1 protein-coding gene is annotated in these 747 nt (G+C 63.7%); it reads right to left on the reverse strand.

From position 1 onward, the window contains the following. Nucleotides 1–747: IS66 family transposase (gene tnpC, locus NKJ81_RS32585; protein WP_352542990.1), on the reverse strand; the 747-nt coding region annotated here is incomplete at both ends.

The following is a 747-nucleotide window of genomic DNA, read 5'->3' on the forward strand; positions in this document are numbered from 1 at the left end:
CCTTCCAGCGTGCGCCAGGCGGAATAACCGTCACTCATCACGATGCCGCGGTAATCGCCCAAGAAGGTCTGCGGGTGTATCTGGCCGCGACCCGGCTGATAATCGAGCAGCACGATCGGCTCGTCACTGTCGTGGCCGCTCCGGTATGCCCACATGTACGAGGTGCTGGTGGCCTCTCTGTCCATTTCCTTCAGCACCTGGACCGTGGTCTCGTCGCCATGGATGAGGGGCTGCGATCTGAGCCGCAGCTTCAGCACGTCATAGATGCGGGCGAGATGCTTTTCGCTCGAGCCGATCATCCAGTGACCCAGAGCGCCACGGCTGACAGGAACGCCCGCGCGCTCGAAGGCCTGCGCCAGGCGGTAGAGCGGTGTGCCGTCGACGTATTTGTGAACGAGCGCGAAGGCCAGCGTCGAGGCCGTGGCGATGCTGCCCGGCAAGGGTTGCGCGGGCATCGGCGCGGTCACGACCGGCGTGTTGATGCCGGTACGGTCGCAATGACGGCAAGCATATTTGAACCGCACATTCTGCAGGACCTTCGCCTTCACCTCGATATGAAGTTGCTCGGTAACGGCCTCGCCCATGCGATGCATCTGGTGACGGCAGCAAGGACAAGCCTTCTGATCGTCGGGAAGGTCATACTCGACGCGCTCGCGCGGCAGGTTTTCCGGCAAGGCCTTGCGGCCGCGCTTCTTTCCCGTCGCCCCTTCGCTCGCCGGCAAGCCCGTGTCCGGCAGGACAACGACG

This window comes from Mesorhizobium sp. M0018, from assembly GCF_040323955.1.
GTDB lineage: Bacteria > Pseudomonadota > Alphaproteobacteria > Rhizobiales > Rhizobiaceae > Mesorhizobium.